Genomic DNA, 17,634 nt, shown 5'->3' on the forward strand with positions numbered 1-17,634 from the left:
TTAAGTCAACGCGCTGTGTTAATTAACCAATAAATTATCAACTAAAGTTTTAACAAGAAATCAAGGGTATCCACACCATCTGCGTAGTCTGATAATCCAGGTTGTTGAGATTTCCCAAAAGGAATCGCATTAGCATAAGAATCACCCCCAACTATGCATTGAATTTGCTCTTTTTGCTCGTCTAATTTTTGCTCTAAAGCAGCGGTATTGGAATAAGTTTCATAGAAAACACTGGCAATGGGAGAGGCCATGCTAGCATCTTCTTTTATCATAAAGAATCCGTTCTCCAAAAAATCAAACTGACTCATCAAGAATACGGCCTTGTTGTAATCGTAGTTGTTTTCGTATTTCTTGTGAGCTAAAAGATGTTTCCAGGGATAGACCGCCTTAAAGATCTTGTCAAAATCATAACCTTCTGGAACAAACAACTTGGAGACGGATCGGCATCCTAAACCGTAATACCTAAAAATATCATTGGCTAAACCAGAAAGCTCCGCTTCAGACTCATCACCGCTCAATACGGCAACAGAGTTTCTATTCTTTCTAATGATGTGCGGCTTGTCCTTAAAGTAATGACTAAAGTAGCGCGCAGTATTGTCACTCCCTGTTGCAATTACAGCATCGTAATCACGTACAGCATCTTTACGCACCTCAATGAAATCTGCCCATGCAGGCTCAATTGCGATCAAGCGATCAAAAAGAAAAGGAAGAAGCAGCGGGTCACTTGAGGATAATTTGATCTGCAGTTTATGCCCGCTCATTAATACGCTTAGGGCGTCATGTAAGCCCACCAAGGGAATATTGCCCGCAGCAATTACTGCGATGGTTTTGGGAGCCACAGTTTTTACCGCGTATGGCCTGAGCCATGATTTAAGCGAATCTGCTTGTAGTTCTGCTGTCCAAGCATTTAGGGCATGAAGCACTTGTTCCCGTGTAAACCAACCATTTTTGGACTCAACAGTTCGTAAAAAGGCCTCAAAATCATCGGGCAAAGGATCCTGACTCACAATTTGCTTTAATTCTGCTCCCAATTGTCCCCAACTTGCAATGCGCTTCTGTAGTTCCAGTTCCATTTGTGATTACCGCTTTTAGGCGTTATTTTTGTAGCGCAAAGTTAGAAAAAGAAAATGCTATGGCGATCATAATTACCGATGAATGTATCAATTGCGGGGCCTGCGAACCAGAATGCCCAAACACCGCAATATATGAAGGTGCCGACGATTGGCGTTATGCCGACGGAACAGACCTCAGTGGAGATCTAGTATTGCCAAATGGAGCTGCTGTTAACGCAGATGAAACCCAAGAGCCAATAAGTGATGAGATCTACTACATTGTACCTGAAAAATGTACGGAATGCATGGGATTCCATGAAGAGCCTCAATGTGCCGCGGTTTGTCCGGTAGATTGCTGTGTTCCTGATGAGAACAATGTAGAAGATGAAGCTACACTTCTAGGAAAGCAAGCCTTCATGCACCACTAATAAAAGATATTATCAAAGTAAAAACGCCGCATTGACGGCGTTTTTTTATGCTCAAAGGTACCACCACTAGGCATATTTTATTAATTTAGAGCAAATCGCTTTATGCCTGTCTGGTTAAATATCACCCTCACTGTTTTGGCTATTTATATGGCCATTAGCCTAATTCTGTACTACCTGCAGGATTATTTCCTCTTTAAACCAGAGAAGCTCCCGAAAGATTTTCAGTTTTACTACAAAAATCAAATAGTAGAGGAATACAATTTAGAAACGCGAGATGGCGGGATCATCAATGGCTTGCATTTTAAAGTGAAAGACCCGATCGGCGTGGTTTTATACCTGAAAGGCAATTCCAAGAGTATCAAAGGCTGGGGGAAGTTTGCCGTGGATTTTACGCGACACAATTATGATGTGATCATGTTGGATTACCGCGGATTCGGCAAAAGCACTGGGAAACGCAGTCAAAAAGCTATCAAAAGAGATGTGCAGTACGTCTACAACAAAATTAGAGAGCGCGTCAGTGAGGAGTACATTATTATCTATGGCCGATCTTTAGGTTCAGGTTTCGCTACCAAGATCGCTTCAGAGAATCATCCACGCATGCTCATTTTGGATGCTCCATATTATAGCCTCACAAAAACTACCTCAAGGTATATGCCGTTTATGCCTTTGTCTGTGATTTTAAAATATCCAATGCCAACCTATAAATGGTTGAAGTATGTTCGATGCCCCATCCACATTATCCACGGGACTCAGGACCAACTCATACCTTTTAAGTCAAGCATTAAGTTATCTAAGATAAATCCAAGCAGAACAAGACTTTATGCTGTGATAGGAGGAGGGCATAAGAACCTGAATAATTTTGAATCCTACCACCGTATGCTCAGCGAGATTTTAATGAGCAAACCTACGGATATTGATCTTGAGACCACCAGTATGAAAGTAAAACACAGCTCCAAAGCCAATGCGTAAACTGTTTTTTGGGATTGCGATTCTCACCATTCCCTACACTGTTTTTTCTCTATTTATGTACTTCATTCAAGACAATATCATGTTTCAGCCTCAAACTTTGGCTGCAGATTACAAATATGCCTTCAATACAGAGTTTGAGGAGTTTAACCTGTGGACTCCAGACAGCGTTGCCTTGAATGCCTTGCATTTTAAAGTTGCTGATCCAAAAGGCCTTATTCTGTATTATCACGGAAATGCAGGAAACTTAGCGCGTTGGGGCGGTATCGCAGAACAGTATACCAAATACGGTTATGATGTGATGGTGATGGATTATCGCGGCTACGGAAAAAGTGGTGGAAGCCCTGCAGAAGCTACCCTATACAGTGATGCTCAGCTGTTTTATGAACATGCCAAAAAGCAATATAGGGAACAGGATATTTTGGTTTTTGGAAGATCTTTGGGAACCAGCGTGTCTACCTTTTTGGCAGCGGAAAATACTCCGGGACAGCTCATTTTAGAAACACCCTTTCACAGTATAGAAGACGTGGCCAATACCCGTTTTAGGTATTTACCGGTTCAATGGCTCATTAAATATGACTTCCCCAGCTATAAATATGCGCCAGAGGTGAATTGCGCAACCCTTATTTTACACGGTACCCGTGATGGAGTTGTGCCTTTTAGCTCCGGACAGCGTTTATTCTTAGAATTCAAACCCGCAAATGTGCAATTCATCACTATTCCAGAGGGTAGGCATAACAATCTCGGGGAGTTTCAGCTTTATCACAAATCCCTGGATTTGTTCATTAGATGAATTAAGGCCGTATAAATGGCGCGGTATACAGGGCAATTCTTATCTTTGCCGCCAAATTAGTTACAGCCCATGAAAGCCGGAATTGTAGGATTACCGAACGTAGGAAAATCAACACTTTTCAATTGTTTATCCAATGCCAAAGCGCAAAGTGCGAACTTTCCGTTTTGTACCATTGAACCAAATTTAGGTGTGGTAAACGTACCCGATACCCGTTTGGAGGTATTGGAAAAATTGGTGAATCCGGAGCGCGTAGTTCCTGCTACGGTAGAGATTGTAGATATTGCCGGTTTGGTAAAAGGTGCCAGTAAGGGTGAAGGGCTCGGCAACCAATTCTTAGGAAACATTAGAGAGACAGACGCTATTCTTCACGTATTGCGCTGTTTTGATAACGATAATATTGTTCACGTTGACGGTTCTGTAGATCCGGTTCGCGATAAGGAGACCATTGACATTGAGCTCCAACTTAAAGACCTAGAAACTGTTGAGAAACGTTTGGAAAAAGTAAAGCGTGCAGCAAAAACAGGTAATAAAGAAGCTCAAAAAGAAGAAGCAGCGCTCAACTTGATCAAAGAAGGTTTAGAAGCTGGTAATTCTGTACGTGCTATTGAGGTGCCAGAGGACGCTCGCGAAGCCTATATTGATCAATTACAGCTCATTACTGACAAACCGGTAATGTATGTTTGTAATGTAGACGAGTCTAGTGCAGTTAGCGGAAACGCTTATGTAGAGCAGGTGAAGGCGGCAGTAGCTTCAGAAAATGCGGAAGTGCTCGTATTGGCTGTGGGCACTGAGGCGGACATCAACGAACTAGACGATTATGAAGAACGTCAAATGTTTTTAGACGATATTGGTTTGGAAGAACCTGGAGCGTCTAAATTGATCCGTGGAGCTTATAAACTTCTCAACCTGCAAACCTACTTCACTGCAGGAGAGAAGGAAGTTCGCGCATGGACTGTTGCAGTAGGAGCCACTGCTCCAGAGGCGGCAGGAGTGATCCATACAGACTTTGAGAAAGGTTTTATCCGTGCGGAAGTCATTGCCTATGAAGATTATGAGGCCATGGGCTCTCGTGAAAAGGTCAAAGAGGCTGGTAAGCTCGGCATTGAAGGAAAAGACTATGTGGTGAAAGACGGCGACGTGATGTTGTTCCGTTTCAATGTCTAACGATTGGCGTAATCTGACATATAACGAGTTTCTCCCCGAGCTTTTCGCTTTTCTTTTTTAATACTTTCGATCTTCTTTTGAGTAGTCTTTAGCCAATCTTGTGCATGACAGTGCTCTGGCGCGTAGAACAAGGCCTTTTCAAACATGACCTGCGCTCTTAAATAGGCGCCTGATCTATAAAAATCAACGCCAAAGGACAAATAGTGTTCTGCCCTTACCTCACGATATTGCACTTGAGGATCTTCAGCCAGTTCTTGCAAATCGGTTTGATTGTTTGAAATAGGCAGTACTACTGCAGAGGTAGTACAAGTACTCACTACATCTGGAACCTTTACGGCATCCGCAGAACCAAAACTGCTGAATATAAACAGTAGGGCACCTAAAATAAGAATCAGCACAATTGCAGTTTCTATTCTTCTTCTACGACGCAGACGTCTACCGATGTTTTTGATCTCTGAAGCACTGAGTGTAGTGAGACGCTTGTTCTCGTCTTCTTTACGGACAATGTCCTTGTCTTTCAGACCCATAACGGTGCGCTTACTCTTAAAACGCGAAGAGCGTTTTTTAAGGAGCTTACGATTGTTTCTTAGGATAGTATTTGCGCCACCGGAATGCATAATTCAAAGCAGGTTTTAATGTATTAGTCGCAAAAACCATCGAAATGTTAATAAAATCTTAAATAATTCGCACTGAAAAGCTGTTAGACCCTGTATTTCTTAACAATTTCAAGGTTCTTATTGTTAATTACTTTAGGCTGATCTCGTTTTAAAAAAGCAGTTGAAATCCTATATTAGCAGGAGTACTCCCACAACAGATTAATGGCAAAAGAGACACAATATACCGAGGATAATATACGCTCGCTGGATTGGAAAGAGCACATCCGTATGCGCCCCGGAATGTATATCGGGAAGCTGGGAGATGGTTCTTCACCAGATGATGGAATTTACATCCTGCTCAAAGAGGTTATCGATAACTGTATCGATGAATTTGTAATGGGCGCAGGGAAGACCATTGAAATCCGAATCAAAGACAAAGAAGTACACGTGCGTGATTACGGACGTGGAATTCCACTGGGAAAGGTCATCGATGTGGTCTCTAAAATGAACACTGGAGGTAAATACGACTCCCGAGCCTTCAAAAAGTCTGTAGGTCTGAATGGAGTAGGTACTAAGGCGGTTAATGCGCTTTCAACCAGTTTTCGTGTAGAATCTGTGCGTGATCAGCAGATCAAAGCCGCGGCCTTTGCCCATGGCGAGTTGGTTGAAGACCTGCCTGTAGAAGATACCTCCCGTAGAAAGGGAACTAAAGTAAGCTTTGTTCCAGATCCGGAGATTTTTAAGAACTATAAGTACCGTTCGGAATACGTGGCCAAGATGCTCAAGAACTATGTGTATCTCAACCCAGGCCTTACTATTGATTTCAACGGTGAAAAATATCATTCTGCTAATGGGCTAAAGGATCTGTTGGAAGACAATATGAACAATGAGGATATGCTGTATCCCATCATTCATTTGCGCGGCGATGATATTGAAGTGGCCATTACGCACTCCAAAACCCAGTACAGCGAAGAGTATCACTCTTTTGTTAACGGTCAGAACACCACGCAGGGAGGAACGCATCAAGCGGCCTTTAGAGAGGCAATAGTAAAGACTGTTCGTGAATTCTACGGCAAGAACTATGATGCCAGTGATATTCGCAAAAGTATAGTAGCGGCGATCAGTGTTAAGGTGATGGAGCCCGTCTTTGAGTCCCAAACCAAGACTAAATTAGGGTCTACAGAAATGGGAGAGGGGCTGCCTACAGTAAGAACGTATATCAATGATTTTGTCAAGACGCAGGTCGATAACTTCTTACACAAAAATCCAGAGACCTCAGAGAAGCTACAGCGCAAGATCATGCAGGCCGAACGCGAACGCAAAGAACTCTCTGGGATTCGTAAGCTCGCCAAGGAACGCGCTAAAAAGGCCAGTCTGCACAACAAAAAGCTCAGAGACTGTAGAGTACATTTAGGAGACCTCAAAAAAGACCGTCGTTTGGAATCTACGCTTTTCATTACCGAGGGTGATTCGGCAAGTGGTAGTATTACCAAAAGTCGTGATGTGAATACACAGGCGGTATTTTCTCTACGTGGAAAGCCCTTAAACTCCTACGGCATGAGTAAGAAGATCGTTTATGAGAACGAAGAATTCAACCTCCTGCAAGCGGCCTTGAACATTGAAGAGTCCTTAGAAGACTTAAGGTACAACAATATTGTTATTGCTACGGATGCCGATGTGGATGGAATGCACATACGTTTGCTGCTGATCACCTTCTTTTTGCAATTCTTCCCAGAACTGATCAAAGAAGGCCATTTGTACATCCTTCAAACGCCGCTATTTCGGGTTCGCAATAAAAAAGAGACCATTTATTGCTATTCAGAGCAAGAGCGCATTGACGCCATTGAAAAGCTCAAACCAAAACCTGAGATCACCCGATTCAAAGGATTGGGGGAGATCTCTCCGGATGAATTCCAGCATTTTATAGGCAACGATATCCGTTTGGACCCTGTAATGCTGGATAAAGCCATGTCCATTGAAAACTTGCTCCGCTTCTATATGGGCAAGAACACCCCGGACCGTCAAGAATTTATTATCAATAATCTAAAGGTTGAATTGGATCGTGTAGAGGATTAATCCAATAGCACTAGCCCGCAATACTATATGAGTGACCAAAGCCCTTTAAACGGAGAAGAATTAAGCCCTGAAGACCCACAGGATACCATCACTAAGGTAACCGGGATGTATCAAGATTGGTTCTTGGATTACGCTTCATATGTAATCCTGGAGCGTGCAGTACCTGCAATTGAAGACGGTTTTAAACCCGTACAGCGTCGTATCATGCATTCACTTAAAGATTTGGATGATGGACGCTATAACAAGGTGGCTAATATTGTAGGACATACCATGCAGTATCACCCACACGGAGATGCCTCTATTGCAGATGCCATGGTGCAGATCGGGCAAAAGGATCTGCTGATAGACACTCAAGGTAACTGGGGAAACATACTCACTGGAGACCGTGCAGCAGCTTCTCGTTATATAGAAGCACGACTATCTAAATTTGCTTTGGATGTGGTTTACAATCCTAAGACCACAGATTGGCAATCTTCTTATGACGGGCGTAAAAAGGAACCCATTCATTTGCCGGTAAAGTTTCCGCTGCTGCTAGCTCAAGGCGCAGAAGGTATTGCAGTAGGACTTTCTACTAAGATCATGCCGCACAACTTTATAGAACTCATTGACGCTTCTATTAAACATCTACAAGGAAAGCGATTTACAATTCTGCCTGATTTCCCAACAGGAGGAATCGCAGATTTCACCAACTACAATGACGGTTTACGCGGTGGAAAGATCCGCAGTAGAGCGCGCATCAGTCAATACGAAAAGAACACCTTGGTCATCACGGAGATTCCTTTTGGAACTACGACCTCTTCTTTGATCGATTCGATATTAAAAGCGAATGATAAGGGAAAGATCAAGATTAAGAAAATTGAAGACAATACGGCTGCAGACGTGGAGATCTTGGTGCATTTGCCAAACGGAATCTCACCAGACAAAACCATTGATGCGCTGTATGCCTTCACCAATTGTGAAACCTCTATTTCGCCTCTAGGCTGTGTCATTGAAGACAACCGTCCGCTTTTTGTCGGAGTCTCAGAAATGCTCAGAAGTTCCACAGACAGGACCGTGGAGTTGCTTAAAAGCGAATTGGAGATTCAATTGGGTGAGCTGGAGGAGCAGTGGCACTTTGCTTCCTTAGAACGGATCTTTATTGAGAATCGTATCTATCGCGACATTGAAGAGGAAGAAACCTGGGACGGCGTAATATCGGCCATAGACAAAGGACTAAAGCCGCACATCAAGCATTTAAAGCGTGCGGTGACCACAGAAGACATCACGCGTCTTACAGAGATCCGCATCAAACGCATCTCCAAATTCGATATTGATAAGGCACAACAAAAGATAGAAGCTTTAGAGGAGCAGATCGCTCAAGTAAAGCACCATTTGGAGCATCTTATTGAGTATGCCATAGATTACTTCAAACGCTTAAAGAGGACCTATGCTACGGGTAAGCAGCGCAAAACGGAGATCCGCGTCTTTGAAGACATCGAGGCCACTAAAGTGGTTATCAGGAACACTAAACTTTACGTGAATCGGGAAGAGGGCTTTATTGGTACTTCTTTGCGTCGTGATGAATATGTGACGGATTGTGCTGATATTGACGACATCATTGTATTTACGCAGGACGGCCAAATGATGGTCACCAAGGTAGATAACAAAACCTTTGTTGGAAAAGGCATTATTCACGTTGCAGTCTTCAAGAAAAAGGACAAGCGCACCATTTACAATATGATCTACAAGGACGGTACTCGTGGATCCACTTATGTAAAGCGCTTTGCTGTAACAGCCATAACCAGAGACAAACATTACGACCTAACTGCGGGCAACAAAGGAAGTAAAGTACTTTATTTTACAGCTAATCCGAATGGTGAGGCGGAGATAGTAACCGTGCTTCTGCGTCAATCGGGTAGTATCAAAAAGCTCAAGTTTGACCTAGACTTTGCCGATCAATTGGTGAAGGGTAGAAACTCCAAAGGAAATATTGTAAGCAAGTATCCTGTAAAGCGTATAGAGCTTAAGGAAAAAGGCTTATCCACCTTAAAGCCCCGTAAGATCTGGTTTGACGACACCGTGCAACGTCTCAATGTGGACGGTCGTGGGGAGTTTTTAGGCGATTTTAGAAGTGAAGATCGCTTACTTATAGTAAATCAGAAGGGGATGGTTAAAACCGTTATTCCAGAAATGACTCTGCATTTCGATTCTGATATGATCGTTCTAGAAAAATGGGATCCAAAAAAACCGCTTACCGCCATTTATTGGGAAGGCAGTAAGGAGCTATTTTATGTAAAGCGTTTCTTGATTGAAAATCCAGAGCGAGAAGAAAGCATCATTGGAGATCATCCCGATTCTCAGTTGGAATGCATCTTTACAGATCATCGCCCGCAGGCAGAAGTTGTATTTGCTAAAAAACGTGGAAAGGATCGCAAGGAAAACCTGGAGATCAATCTGGAGGAATTTATAGCAGTTAAAGGGATTAGCGCCATGGGCAACCAATTAACCAAAGACAAGGTTTTGGAAATAAACCCCATGGAACCATTACCCTATGAGCAGCCAGAAGAGGTTCCTGCAGAAGAGATGGAGGTAGTGGATCAACAAGACGTTTCAGAAACTGCACCAGAAACTGCTGCCGCTAAAAAGACTGAAGATTCATCAGGGGATTCAAAGCCTGACCAAACAGCAGGTGCTGATGACGAAGGGCAAACTACACTCTTTTAATTGCGTGAAGTGGCTTCGCTTACTTTCTTAGCTGTGCCTTGGCGCACATAACGTTTGCTTGCTTTATTCTTTTTAATCACCATGGAATACTCAAAAGTGTAGGTGTCACCTTCTGTTTTTAGGATCTTGAAATGTACCGGACGCTCCTCTGATTGATTCTTGGGACGCAGATTCTTCATGATATACTCACAGTCGTTGATCCAGCGAATACTAAAGGTATCTATGGTTTGGTCGTAATAATCGATCTCAATACTGTCATTGCGAACAAAGGTGGTTTGCTTGAGCTCTCCGCCGACAAACTCTTCAAAAGTAAAGGTACCCGTCTTAAAATCCGGACATCGGCGCTCCGGCTCTTGACACGCAAACACCAGACTAAATACTAAGGATAGGAGTACGATCTTTTTCACTTTGCAAATTTCGTGAAAAAGCGGCTTAATACGGTCGGTATTTTTTAAAACTTCCGTCTTTGTAAAAGATGATGATATGTTCTATTTCTCCGTCCTTGTGGTTCGCGTTAGTTTCAATTGCTTCCGATTCGATCTCCTTCGGTTTAGATGGAATAGTGGCAACAGTTTTTAAGGGCGATCCTGAATTAGGGAAATCTCCCTTCCCATTGAGCAACCAATACAACTCAACTTCCTCAAAAGATTCTACCACCTTGATGACAAAATCTAGACTTGGTTTATTACGTCCAGAAAGTAGGTGAGAGATGCTGGAACGATTCACGCCAATTGCCTCGGCAAATCCTGCAGAACTCAGGCTGTAATAATCCATGATCTGCTTTAAACGTTTGGAGAATGCTTCTGTGTTGACCATAATTAATTGACGTGTTACAAATGTAACGTTTTACCCAGTGAATTGTTTCAATTTTAACACTAAGCTCACAATTTTATATGAAATAAACATTTAAGCAAACTATTATAACATGCTTATATGCAGTCATATAAATTACTCTGTAGATGTCTCCATTAGTTTTTTCTATTTGGATGGATTAGCTCCAATAAACATGTTTACGATTGTAACCAAATTGAATGAAAGCGCTGTTTACATTTGTAATTTATTGATTGTTTACATTTGTAACTAATTCAAGAATCACTGTGGAATTTATCGCGCGTTATTTAGCTCCAGATCACATTTTATCAGCACTGAAAAGCTTTGCGCAAGACGCTAATTTTTCCTTATCTGTTCTCGGCAAATCTGTTAAAGGAAGATCCATTTACAGATTGAATTTCGGTTCGGGTCCCAAAAAGATTTTGTTGTGGTCGCAAATGCACGGAAATGAAACCACCACCACGAAAGCTTTACTGCATTATTTACAGACCTTGGTCAATAGTGAGCTTGGAAATGAACTTGCCAAGCATCTGGAGCTCTGTGTTATTCCCATGCTGAATCCTGACGGAGCTGCTGCCTATACGCGACTTAACGCCAATGAGGTTGATCTAAACAGAGATGCTCAAGACTTATCGCAGCCAGAAAGTCTGGTATTTAGAGAAGTATTCAACAGCTTTAAGCCGGACCTGTGCTTGAATTTACATGGACAACGCAGTATTTATGGGCTCACAGGGAGTGAAAACCCTGCAGTATTGTCTTTTTTAGCACCAGCGGCAGATGATCAGCGCTCCATTACCCCAGCTCGTTTAGAGGCCATGCGCCTTATTAACTGTATGACCGCGGTGCTTCATGAAGACTTAGGGCAGCAGATCGGGAGGTATGACGATACTTTCAACGGCAATTGTCTCGGAGATTATTGTACGCAACAAGGCGTACCCACCATTCTCTTTGAAGCTGGCCACTACCAACAAGACTATACGCGCAACAACACAGCAGCCCTAATTCAGAAGGCCTATACGGTACTTTTTGACGAATTGTGTAGTCCGCAGCCAGTCATTGACAGCGATGCAACAGTTGCCGCTTATTTGGAACTGCCTGAAAATGAGATTAATTATTGTGATCTGATTTTAAAAGATGTGCTGCCGAGTGATGTTCACGACGCTAAAGACCTTTATATTCAATATAAGGAATCGCTCTTTGAGGGTGTAATTCGCTTTAAGGCTGAGTTAATAGGTGCAGATACACCAAATCCAGAATTTGCGCATCGCTATGAAAATGATCCTGAGTTAAATAGCGAACTCAAACGTTTGAATCAAGAAGATTGGTCTTCATTTATTGCTGATTATGTACTAAAAAAGTACAGTCATTAGAAAATCTGCAACAAAATCTGTGATTTTGCCGTTTTTTCTCATAATTTTGCAATAACAAAAATGTACGAATAGAAGCAATTTTTATGGCCAAGTTCAAATTAGACGACGTAGATCACCAGATTTTAGACATTCTCATTCAGAATACACGAGTACCTTTTACTGATATCGCGAAGAAATTGCTTATTTCTGCAGGTACGGTACATGTACGAGTTAAAAAGATGGAAGAGGCAGGGATCATTACTGGATCATCACTCACCTTAGATTACACCAAGCTTGGTTATTCCTTCATTGCTTATGTTGGCGTATTTCTTCACAACACTTCTCAAACACAATTCGTTTTAGAACGCATTCAGGAGATTCCCTACGTGACTGTAGCTCATATTACCACAGGGAAATTCAATATTTTCTGTAAAATCCGTGCTCGCGATACCTTGCACGCGAAAGAGGTGATCTTCCAATTGGATGATATTGATGGCGTGATGCGCACAGAAACCATGATCTCTTTAGAAGAAAGCATTAACGACAAAAAGCGCTTGATGCACACTATTTTTAACGAGCTTTAAGAAGGTTCAGATTCAGACGACGGGATAGCTACATCGCCGTCATAATCTTCCTCACCATCATCTTCTTCAAACTGCGCCATAGCACTGGCTAAGCGAGAACTGACCTTGACCAAATAAACAGTGTCATCCGTCTTGACCTCCACAGCTTCTATGGTATCGTTATGTTGGTTTTTAAAGCTGATGATATGATCATCATCATATCCGTCCGGATAACGTGCTACAAGCAAAGAAAGGATCTCTGGCGTTAGTTTTTTGATATCTACTATAACGCGTTTCATTATGTTTTAGCTAATAATGCACTACTAAAATTAGCTAAAAAATCAATTGGTTTGACCTAGAATGCAAACTTTACACTTCGTTTACATAAAATTCAAAGGCTTCCTTAATGAGTTCAGGATCAATAGTTTGGTCTATTTTATGAACGCCAATATCTTCCAATAAGACGAAATTCACACGCCCGCCCACATTCTTCTTGTCGTGGAGCATATAGGTGTTGATTTCTTCCAAGGCATTCTCAGGGAAACTCACTTTGCGATAATAGGAACGCACTAAATTCATCAAATCGTAGAGACTGCTTTCCGGAAAACCAAAGCGTTTGACAGACAAATAGGTTTCCATCACCATTCCTACTGCGATGGCTTCGCCGTGAAGCAGATCATCCATTACATCAGATTCTAAGGAATAGGTCTCAATGGCATGCCCTAGAGTGTGTCCAAAATTGAGAATCTTGCGTAAACCCTTTTCTGTAGGGTCTTCCAGGACCACATCGCTTTTTATCACCACAGAGTCTCTTATCAAAACATCCAATCCTTCCATAGTACCAGGATCAAAATTCCTCACTGCGCTCCAGTAGTCTTTGTTAGAGATCAAACCGTGTTTAATGATCTCTGCAAAACCGGATCGCATTTGATTTTCAGGTAAGGTGGCCAAATAGTCAATATCAACCCCAACCATGGCGCCATTATTGATCACACCGATTTGATTCTTAAGCATGCCGTGATCTACGCCAGTTTTACCTCCAACAGAAGCATCAACCATTGCCAATAGGGAAGTAGGTAGATTGATATACGTAATGCCGCGTTTGTAAATAGAAGCCACAAAGCCGCCTAAATCAGTAACCACACCACCGCCTAAATTGATCATTAACGCTTTTCTATCCGTCAATAGGTTTGAAAGCTCATCAATGATAGAAACAGTTACCTCCATGGTTTTAAAGGCTTCCCCCGCCGGCATCACCAGAATGTTCGGTTCCATAGGAAAATTGATCTGGTCTAGTAGCAACGGAAGGCAATCCGCATAGGTGTTATCATCCGTAAGGATCACTACAGAGCTGGGCGAATATTGCTCAATATATCTAGTTATTTCGCTGTAAATCTGCTCGTTAAAATATACGGGTGCTGCTCCTGAGGTAATGGCTTGCATCTTCAATTTTCTTTAGGACCAAATTAGCGGTTTTCGCGCAAATAGCTGCGAATTCTAATTATATTTGTATGTCAAAATTTTTGCTCATGCCGTCCGAAAAACTCTTCGAAAACACAGAAGTGGCCTTTGCACTTAAGACCGATTCTGAACTTGAACGCGCCCATTTTCTATTTAAAATGATAGCCAGTGAACCCCTTGTTAAAATAGGGACGGCGGCAACCAAGCTCGCCTTGAACATGAATCTACCGGTAGAAGGTTTGATTCGTTCTACTGTTTTTGATCATTTCTGCGGAGGCGTGAATGAAGAAGACTGTCTACCCGTAGTAGACAAGCTCTATGAAAAAGGAGTTCACGCGGTTTTGGACTATTCGGTAGAAGGCAAAGAAACGCAAGAGCAATTCAACAGCACATTAGCCAAGGTAAATGAACTTACTGCCTTTGCCGATGAAAAAGACGCTATGCCCTTTTCTGTTTTTAAACCGACTGGTTTGGGAAGATTCAAGATCTGGGAAAAGAAATCAGCTGGCGAGACATTGACTGAATCTGAGCAGGCTGAATGGGATGCTATAGTAGCTCGTTACGAATCTGCTTGTGAAAAGGCTCAAGCTCATGACGTTGCTTTACTAATAGACGGGGAGGAGTCTTGGATGCAAGATGCTGCGGATGAGTTGGTGACGGATATGATGCGCAAACACAATAAGGACAAAGCTTTAATCTTCAACACCTTACAGTGTTACCGCTGGGACCGATTGGATTATCTTAAAGAACAGCATTTAGAAGCTCGTGCCAAAGGGTTTAAGCTGGGTTATAAGATAGTTCGTGGAGCCTATATGGAGAAAGAAAACGAACGCGCTGATGAAAATGGGTACCCAACACCCATATGTAAAGATAAAGCCCATACCGATCAGACCTTCAACGACACCTTGCGTTATATTTTAGAAAATTTAGAGGACATCTCCGTATTCATAGGTTCTCACAATGAAGAGAGTTGTTACTTAGCTATGGAACTGATGGAGGAGTTGGGTATTGCCAAAAATGATCCAAGAGTGTGGTTTGGACAACTTTTCGGGATGAGTGATCACATTTCTTATAATCTTGCAGAAGCTGGTTATAACGTAGCCAAATACATTCCTTTTGGACCCGTTAAGGACGTAATGCCGTATTTGATCCGCAGGGCAGAGGAGAACACCTCTGTAGCAGGACAAACCTCTAGAGAATTGTCATTGTTGAAAAACGAAAAGAAGCGCAGAAAGCTTTAATCTTCCACGTATTTACTGAAGTCCGTAATAAAGGCTGTGGAGTCGCAGTTTTTAACCTGCATAAGGTAACGCTCGTTATCTTTAGCTTTTCCACGTATCACGTATTTTTTACAGCTATCATTGATCTTGACATTGCTGTCTCTGAACAAAACCTTACCGATTTGCAAAAAACGTCTTACTTCTGAGGTGTCTAATCCATTAGCGGTCATGCCTGCTAAAGCCTGTTCACTTACTTCAGGACTCTTGATTCGGATGTTTTTGAGTACACGCGCATTTGGTCCGTACGCACAAGAAGCATTCTTACCGCCAAGGAAAAACATCAGAATTACTACACCAACGCTGAATCCGCCAAAGAAATAGGCAAAGCGTTTAATTCGGGTCATATTTAGAAGATCAAAAGGTTGATATCGCTGTATTTCATGTCGAACCAATCAGCCACCGACTTATTGGTTAAAATACCGCGGTAAAAATACAACCCATTTTTCAATCCGGAATCAAATCGGATGGCATTTTCAAGACCTCCGCATTCGCCCATTTGAAGTAGGTAAGGAGTGAATATATTACTGATACTGATCGAAGAAGTTTTTGGGTAACGTGCCGGAATATTAGGAACACCGTAATGAATCACGCCCTCTTGAACCACGGTTGGTTTGTCGTGATTGGTCACTTCAGTCGTCTCAAAGCAACCACCCATATCTATACTTACATCTATAATGACCGCTCCTGGCTTCATGGCTGAAACCATATCGCGACTAACAACCACCGGAGATCTGTTCTTTCCGCGTACTGCTCCAATGGCCACGTCGCAGCGTTTCAAAGCTTTAAGTAAGTACTTAGGTTGAATGGTGGAGGTGTAGAGCGTTCTGCCCAAATTGGTCTGTAGAATTCTTAAACGGGTCAAGGAATTATCAAAAACCTTGACGTTAGCTCCTAAACCAATAGCTGAACGCGCTGCAAACTCTCCAACGGTTCCAGCTCCTATTACCACGACTTCTACAGGAGGCACACCGCTTATGTTACCGAACATCATTCCGTTGCCCTGTTTGTCATTAGCCATGATCTCTGAGGCAATTAAAACCGATGCTGTTCCTGCAATCTCACTCAAAGCGCGCACGGCAGGATAGGCACCATCTTGATCTTTGATGAATTCAAAGGCGAGCGCTGTAATTTTTTTCTTGGCTAAAGCCTTAAAATAACTTGCTTGTTGTGTTTTGAGTTGTAAAGCCGAAATGATGATGGTGTTAGGATTGACCATCTCCAATTCATCAAGAGTAGGGGGCTCCACTTTAAGCACTATTGGACAACCAAAGACCTTTTTAGTGTCATTGGTGATACTTGCACCAGCTTCTGAATAATCTTTATCTGAAAAGCTAGCCTGCTCACCAGCCTGAGATTCAATTAATACCTTGTGGCCATTAGACACAAGGGCTCCAACGGCGTCTGGTGTTAAACAGATCCTGCGCTCTTGGAAATATACTTCTTTGGGTATTCCTATGAAGAGTTCGCCGTGTTCTTGGGCTATTTCAAGTTTTTCTTCCTGAGGGAGTAATTCAGCTTTGGTAAAAGGAGATAGCTGCTCAGCCATGGTTGGATGTTTAGTCTAACCCAAGATACAATAAAAGTAAATGAAGTTCCAAATGGAAATGCCTTAGCGAAAGAGGTCTTTAAGTTGTGTCATCAATCCTTTTTCTTGAGCCAACTCTTCTTCGAATGATTGAAGGTCATTACCACGGATAGAATTGAATAATTTAGCACGGACTAAATAAACAGCAGGTACAATTACTGCCATCAAAGGAATAATATAAACTAATTCCAATTCATCAATAGGCTTACCCGAACTTTCCCAGATTAGAGACCATAATTGAAATGAGTACATTGCTATAGGCACTAATATAATCCAGTGCCACCAATGCTTACAAGTAAAGAACCATAACAATAGCAAATAGAGGGGGACAATCTTCCCTACTAAATACCATGCATAGTTAAACCAATTAGAAAATGTGGTTTCGAGAGTAAAAAAAGAAGTTTCCCAGACTTGGGTATCGTCTGGGAAATTCCTGTATGAATAAAAGATGAACGGAACAATAGCAATCAGTATTACTAATATTCCTCCAACATACAACGATTTTTTACCCGTTGGCTGGTGGTTTTTGGTGTCTGTCGACTTGTTGTTCGGTTTGTTCATCTTCAATACTTTCAGGTGTACAAGAAGTCAATAATCCAAACCCAAAGAGTGCAACGATCAATAGTAATTTTGTAGCTTTCATGTTCTGTTTTTTGTGAGGTTAATAGTACAAACCTAGTCCATTAAAACAGAAGTTTTGGAACTATTATCACCTTAACTTAGCTAATTGTCTTTTTTCAGAACATGCTTTAATCAGCGCTTCAGGTTCTAATATCCCAAATATTTT

The 17,634-nt window shown here is 42.0% G+C and carries 19 protein-coding genes; 9 read left to right on the forward strand and 10 right to left on the reverse strand.

Annotated features, from left to right (window positions below; all coding sequences use genetic code 11):
* Positions 1-41: 41 nt before the first annotated feature.
* Entirely contained in the window at positions 42-1,073 is a 1,032-nt protein-coding gene (locus POW22_RS09465) for an acyl-CoA reductase (protein ID WP_272832416.1), read from the reverse strand.
* A 59-nt stretch (positions 1,074-1,132) separates the two neighbouring features.
* Between POW22_RS09465 and POW22_RS09470 the strand changes: the two genes are divergently transcribed.
* From POW22_RS09470 to ychF, 4 genes are all read left to right on the forward strand, one after another.
* Positions 1,133-1,480, forward strand: a complete 348-nt coding sequence (locus POW22_RS09470; protein WP_272832417.1) for a 4Fe-4S dicluster domain-containing protein — start codon at positions 1,133-1,135, stop codon at positions 1,478-1,480.
* Positions 1,481-1,582: 102 nt separating this feature from the next.
* Positions 1,583-2,449, forward strand: coding sequence for an alpha/beta hydrolase (locus POW22_RS09475; protein ID WP_272832418.1), 867 nt, complete (start codon positions 1,583-1,585; stop codon positions 2,447-2,449).
* Positions 2,442-3,239 carry an alpha/beta hydrolase gene (locus tag POW22_RS09480; RefSeq protein WP_272832420.1) on the forward strand — a complete coding sequence of 266 codons (798 nt, stop codon included), beginning with the start codon at positions 2,442-2,444 and terminating at the stop codon, positions 3,237-3,239. Before POW22_RS09475 ends, POW22_RS09480 begins: the two co-directional genes overlap by 8 nt.
* Before the next feature lie 69 nt (positions 3,240-3,308).
* Positions 3,309-4,403 (forward strand): redox-regulated ATPase YchF, encoded by a 1,095-nt coding sequence (gene ychF, locus POW22_RS09485; protein ID WP_272832422.1) that lies wholly within the window; start codon positions 3,309-3,311, stop codon positions 4,401-4,403.
* Here ychF and POW22_RS09490 read toward each other — a convergent pair.
* The gene (locus POW22_RS09490; RefSeq protein WP_272832423.1) at positions 4,400-4,930 is read right to left on the reverse strand and encodes a hypothetical protein; all 531 of its coding nucleotides are present in this window, start codon (positions 4,928-4,930) and stop codon (positions 4,400-4,402) included. The genes ychF and POW22_RS09490 overlap by 4 nt on opposite strands.
* A gap of 291 nt (positions 4,931-5,221) precedes the next feature.
* Here POW22_RS09490 and POW22_RS09495 point away from each other — a divergent pair, with 291 nt between their 5' ends.
* Positions 5,222-7,075, forward strand: a complete 1,854-nt coding sequence (locus POW22_RS09495; protein WP_272832424.1) for a DNA topoisomerase IV subunit B — start codon at positions 5,222-5,224, stop codon at positions 7,073-7,075.
* A 27-nt stretch (positions 7,076-7,102) separates the two neighbouring features.
* Positions 7,103-9,778, forward strand: a complete 2,676-nt coding sequence (locus tag POW22_RS09500; RefSeq protein WP_272832425.1) for a DNA gyrase/topoisomerase IV subunit A — start codon at positions 7,103-7,105, stop codon at positions 9,776-9,778.
* On the opposite strand, the gene POW22_RS09505 is transcribed toward POW22_RS09500, so the two are convergent.
* On the reverse strand, positions 9,775-10,185 hold the full coding sequence (locus POW22_RS09505; RefSeq protein ID WP_272832427.1) for a DNA topoisomerase IV: 411 nt from the start codon (positions 10,183-10,185) through the stop codon (positions 9,775-9,777). The genes POW22_RS09500 and POW22_RS09505 overlap by 4 nt on opposite strands.
* Positions 10,186-10,210: 25 nt before the next feature.
* Positions 10,211-10,594: a helix-turn-helix transcriptional regulator gene (locus POW22_RS09510; RefSeq protein ID WP_272832428.1), complete on the reverse strand. Its 384-nt coding sequence runs from the start codon at positions 10,592-10,594 to the stop codon at positions 10,211-10,213.
* 281 nt (positions 10,595-10,875) lie between these two features.
* Between POW22_RS09510 and POW22_RS09515 the strand changes: the two genes are divergently transcribed.
* Together POW22_RS09515 and POW22_RS09520 are read left to right on the forward strand one after the other, a co-directional pair.
* Positions 10,876-11,979, forward strand: coding sequence for a M14 family zinc carboxypeptidase (locus tag POW22_RS09515; RefSeq protein WP_272832429.1), 1,104 nt, complete (start codon positions 10,876-10,878; stop codon positions 11,977-11,979).
* A gap of 83 nt (positions 11,980-12,062) precedes the next feature.
* Positions 12,063-12,542, forward strand: coding sequence for an Lrp/AsnC family transcriptional regulator (locus tag POW22_RS09520; RefSeq protein ID WP_272832430.1), 480 nt, complete (start codon positions 12,063-12,065; stop codon positions 12,540-12,542).
* Here the strand turns inward: POW22_RS09520 and POW22_RS09525 are convergent.
* Together POW22_RS09525 and aroB are read right to left on the reverse strand one after the other, a co-directional pair.
* A complete protein-coding gene (locus POW22_RS09525; RefSeq protein ID WP_272832431.1) occupies positions 12,539-12,820 on the reverse strand; it encodes a hypothetical protein in 282 nt (93 codons plus the stop codon). The two genes, POW22_RS09520 and POW22_RS09525, sit on opposite strands and share 4 nt — an antisense overlap.
* Before the next feature lie 70 nt (positions 12,821-12,890).
* Positions 12,891-13,964, reverse strand: coding sequence for a 3-dehydroquinate synthase (aroB, locus tag POW22_RS09530; protein ID WP_272832432.1), 1,074 nt, complete (start codon positions 13,962-13,964; stop codon positions 12,891-12,893).
* A gap of 68 nt (positions 13,965-14,032) precedes the next feature.
* Between aroB and POW22_RS09535 the strand changes: the two genes are divergently transcribed.
* A complete protein-coding gene (locus POW22_RS09535) occupies positions 14,033-15,223 on the forward strand; it encodes a proline dehydrogenase family protein (protein ID WP_272832433.1) in 1,191 nt (396 codons plus the stop codon).
* Here the strand turns inward: POW22_RS09535 and POW22_RS09540 are convergent.
* From POW22_RS09540 to POW22_RS09555, 4 genes are all read right to left on the reverse strand, one after another.
* The gene (locus POW22_RS09540; RefSeq protein ID WP_272832434.1) at positions 15,220-15,606 is read right to left on the reverse strand and encodes a hypothetical protein; all 387 of its coding nucleotides are present in this window, start codon (positions 15,604-15,606) and stop codon (positions 15,220-15,222) included. The two genes, POW22_RS09535 and POW22_RS09540, sit on opposite strands and share 4 nt — an antisense overlap.
* A 2-nt stretch (positions 15,607-15,608) precedes the next feature.
* Positions 15,609-16,808, reverse strand: coding sequence for an alanine dehydrogenase (locus POW22_RS09545; protein ID WP_272832435.1), 1,200 nt, complete (start codon positions 16,806-16,808; stop codon positions 15,609-15,611).
* Positions 16,809-16,871: 63 nt separating this feature from the next.
* Positions 16,872-17,408 carry a hypothetical protein gene (locus POW22_RS09550; RefSeq protein ID WP_272832436.1) on the reverse strand — a complete coding sequence of 179 codons (537 nt, stop codon included), beginning with the start codon at positions 17,406-17,408 and terminating at the stop codon, positions 16,872-16,874.
* Positions 17,353-17,490: a hypothetical protein gene (locus POW22_RS09555; RefSeq protein ID WP_272832438.1), complete on the reverse strand. Its 138-nt coding sequence runs from the start codon at positions 17,488-17,490 to the stop codon at positions 17,353-17,355. Before POW22_RS09555 ends, POW22_RS09550 begins: the two co-directional genes overlap by 56 nt.
* Between the last annotated feature and the right edge of the window lie 144 nt (positions 17,491-17,634).

It is taken from the genome of Gilvibacter sediminis (assembly GCF_028561565.1).
Lineage (GTDB): Bacteria > Bacteroidota > Bacteroidia > Flavobacteriales > Flavobacteriaceae > Gilvibacter > Gilvibacter sediminis.

What these genes read in the sequence shown, in the direction of transcription:
- POW22_RS09465 (WP_272832416.1), bottom strand. Translation starts at nt 1,073, where the DNA reads ATGGAACTGGAACTACAGAAGCGCATTGCAAGTTGGGGACAATTGGGA.
- POW22_RS09470 (WP_272832417.1), top strand. Translation starts at nt 1,133, where the DNA reads ATGGCGATCATAATTACCGATGAATGTATCAATTGCGGGGCCTGCGAA.
- POW22_RS09475 (WP_272832418.1), top strand. Translation starts at nt 1,583, where the DNA reads ATGCCTGTCTGGTTAAATATCACCCTCACTGTTTTGGCTATTTATATG.
- POW22_RS09480 (WP_272832420.1), top strand. Translation starts at nt 2,442, where the DNA reads ATGCGTAAACTGTTTTTTGGGATTGCGATTCTCACCATTCCCTACACT.
- ychF (WP_272832422.1), top strand. Translation starts at nt 3,309, where the DNA reads ATGAAAGCCGGAATTGTAGGATTACCGAACGTAGGAAAATCAACACTT.
- POW22_RS09490 (WP_272832423.1), bottom strand. Translation starts at nt 4,930, where the DNA reads ATGGGTCTGAAAGACAAGGACATTGTCCGTAAAGAAGACGAGAACAAG.
- POW22_RS09495 (WP_272832424.1), top strand. Translation starts at nt 5,222, where the DNA reads ATGGCAAAAGAGACACAATATACCGAGGATAATATACGCTCGCTGGAT.
- POW22_RS09500 (WP_272832425.1), top strand. Translation starts at nt 7,103, where the DNA reads ATGAGTGACCAAAGCCCTTTAAACGGAGAAGAATTAAGCCCTGAAGAC.
- POW22_RS09510 (WP_272832428.1), bottom strand. Translation starts at nt 10,594, where the DNA reads ATGGTCAACACAGAAGCATTCTCCAAACGTTTAAAGCAGATCATGGAT.
- POW22_RS09520 (WP_272832430.1), top strand. Translation starts at nt 12,063, where the DNA reads ATGGCCAAGTTCAAATTAGACGACGTAGATCACCAGATTTTAGACATT.
- POW22_RS09525 (WP_272832431.1), bottom strand. Translation starts at nt 12,820, where the DNA reads ATGAAACGCGTTATAGTAGATATCAAAAAACTAACGCCAGAGATCCTT.
- aroB (WP_272832432.1), bottom strand. Translation starts at nt 13,964, where the DNA reads ATGCAAGCCATTACCTCAGGAGCAGCACCCGTATATTTTAACGAGCAG.
- POW22_RS09535 (WP_272832433.1), top strand. Translation starts at nt 14,033, where the DNA reads ATGTCAAAATTTTTGCTCATGCCGTCCGAAAAACTCTTCGAAAACACA.
- POW22_RS09540 (WP_272832434.1), bottom strand. Translation starts at nt 15,606, where the DNA reads ATGACCCGAATTAAACGCTTTGCCTATTTCTTTGGCGGATTCAGCGTT.
- POW22_RS09545 (WP_272832435.1), bottom strand. Translation starts at nt 16,808, where the DNA reads ATGGCTGAGCAGCTATCTCCTTTTACCAAAGCTGAATTACTCCCTCAG.
- POW22_RS09550 (WP_272832436.1), bottom strand. Translation starts at nt 17,408, where the DNA reads ATGAACAAACCGAACAACAAGTCGACAGACACCAAAAACCACCAGCCA.
- POW22_RS09555 (WP_272832438.1), bottom strand. Translation starts at nt 17,490, where the DNA reads ATGAAAGCTACAAAATTACTATTGATCGTTGCACTCTTTGGGTTTGGA.